General features: G+C 55.5%; 2 protein-coding genes. Both read left to right on the top strand.

Translation table 11 applies throughout. The features are described 5' to 3' along the window. Positions 1–100 precede the first annotated feature (100 nt). A complete protein-coding gene (locus tag H9Q10_RS12010; protein ID WP_197904218.1) occupies positions 101–532 on the top strand; it encodes an EamA family transporter in 432 nt (143 codons plus the stop codon). A gap of 156 nt (positions 533–688) precedes the next feature. Continuing rightward, positions 689–2,365: a formate--tetrahydrofolate ligase gene (locus tag H9Q10_RS12015; protein WP_197904217.1), complete on the top strand. Its 1,677-nt coding sequence runs from the start codon at positions 689–691 to the stop codon at positions 2,363–2,365. Positions 2,366–2,574 lie beyond the last annotated feature (209 nt).

Raw genomic sequence — 2,574 nt, forward strand, 5'->3', positions numbered from 1 at the left:
GAGTCGGGTATTTTTGTGCATGTTCATGTTTCAGTATTCTCCTGGAAATACTGTAAACAACGCTACTGATTTCTACATTTTATATATAAGGAAACGGATGATGACTTCAAACGCATGGCTCTATTGGGCTCTGGCTTCGGCCTTTTTCGCGGCGCTCACGGCGATTTTCGCCAAACTGGGTTTGCAGGGTATCGATTCGGATTTTGCTACTTTTATCCGCACGCTGGTGATCATCGCGGCTTTGGCGGCGTTTTTGAGCTACACCGGCAAGTGGCAGGGCGTGGGCGGCTTCACCGGACGCAATTGGACGTTTCTGGTGCTCTCCGGCTTGGCCACGGGCGCTTCGTGGCTGGCGTATTTCAAGGCGCTGCAAATGGGCGAGGCTTCCAAGGTGGCGCCGGTGGATAAGTTTAGCATTGTGCTGGTTACGCTGATGGCGGTGGTGTTTTTAGACGAGCGGCCGAGCGTGCAGGAGTGGCTGGGCATTGCCATGATTGCCGGCGGCGTGCTGGTGTTGGCGTTGAAACGCTGAAGTTTTCAGGTAGCCTTTTGCACAGTAGGGCTACCTGAAAATATTCCGGCGGATATCTGCCAAACATTCATCTTAACCAGGCAACGCCCCAGGCTGATTTCGGGTACAATCCGCCATGCGTAGCCCATTCTTTAAATTATTAAAACGGAGACCGACATGACTCAGTTGTCTGATGTTCAAATCGCCCAAGCCGCACAAATCAAGCATATCGACGAAATCGCCGCCAAATTGGGCTTGCGCCCCGAACAATTGGAACACTACGGCAAATACAAAGCCAAAATCAATCCCGCCGATGCCTTCAGGCTACCTGAAAAACAAGGCCGCCTGATTTTGGTCACCGCCATCAGCCCCACGCCTGCCGGCGAAGGCAAAACCACGGTGACCATCGGCCTGGCCGACGCCCTGAACCGCATCGGCAAAAACGCCGTTATCGCCCTGCGCGAGCCCTCGCTCGGCCCCGTGTTCGGCATCAAAGGCGGCGCGGCCGGCGGCGGCTATGCCCAAGTTTTGCCGATGGAAGACATCAACCTGCACTTCACCGGTGACTTCCATGCCATCGGCGCCGCCAACAACCTGCTCGCCGCCCTCATCGACAACCACATCCACCACGGCAACGCGCTCAATATCGACCCCAAACGCGTGGTTTGGCGCCGCGCCGTGGATATGAACGACCGCCAATTGCGCAATATTGTCGGCGGCCTCGGCAAGCCCTCTGATGGCGTGATGCGCGACGATGGCTTCGATATTACCGTGGCTTCCGAAGTGATGGCCGTGTTCTGCCTGGCCAAAGACTTGGGCGACCTGAAAACGCGTTTGGGCAATATTTTGGTGGCCTATGCCAAAGACGGCAGCCCGGTGTATGCCAAAGACCTGAAAGCTCAAGGCGCCATGGCCGCGCTGCTGAAAGATGCCATCAAGCCCAATCTGGTGCAAACCATCGAAGGCACGCCCGCCTTCGTGCACGGCGGCCCGTTTGCCAACATCGCCCACGGCTGCAACTCCGTGATCGCCACCCGCCTGGCCAAGCACCTCGCCGATTACGCTGTAACTGAGGCCGGCTTTGGTGCCGATTTGGGTGCGGAAAAATTTTGCGACATTAAGTGCCGCCTGGCCGGTTTGCAGCCGGATGCCGCTGTGATCGTGGCTACCGTGCGCGCGCTGAAATACAACGGCGGTGTGGCGAAGGAGGATTTGGGCAGCGAAAACCTGGCTGCGCTGGAAAAAGGCTTGGCCAACTTGTTGCGTCACATCGACAATATGCAGAATGTGTTCGGCCTGCCGGTGGTGGTGGCGCTCAACCGTTTCAGTGCGGATACGCAGGCCGAGTTAGATCTGGTAGCCAAAGCATGCCAGGCGCGCGGTGCGGCGGTATCGTTTACTGAGGTATGGGGCAAAGGCGGCGTCGGCGGCGAAGATTTGGCGCGAAAAGTAGTGGCGGCGGCGGAGCAGTTGCCCAAACGCTTTGCCTTTGCCTACGATGCGGCGCAAAGTATCCCGGAAAAAATCCGCACTATTGCCCGCCGCATCTACGGTGCAGACGATGTGGATTTCAGTGCTGAAGCTTTGGCCGATATAGCCAAGCTGGAGCAGTTGGGCTGGGATAAGTTGCCGGTGTGCATGGCGAAAACCCAATATTCGTTTAGCGATAATGCCAAGCTGCTGGGTGCGCCAAAAGGCTTCCGTATTACCGTGCGCGGGTTGACTGTGTCGGCCGGGGCGGGGTTTGTCGTGGTGCTATGCGGCAATATGATGAAGATGCCTGGTTTGCCCAAAGTGCCCGCTGCGGAACGGATTGATGTGGATGAACACGGGGTGATCAGCGGGTTGTTCTGATGCTCAATAGAGAGTAATAGCGGCCGGGTATTATGCCCGGCTGTTGTTGCGTATGGGGGTTTTAAAAGACTTTCAGGTAGCCTGATACAGATTAGATAGGGTTTGCCCTGATTTTGTTATGGGACAGGAGGCAATTAAATTTCCTGATAATTTTGATATTTAGGTGGGGTTGGGTGATTTTTTATTTTTTAGTATTTGACAGTTGTAGT

This window comes from Eikenella glucosivorans (genome assembly GCF_016025525.2).
Lineage (GTDB): Bacteria > Pseudomonadota > Gammaproteobacteria > Burkholderiales > Neisseriaceae > Eikenella > Eikenella glucosivorans.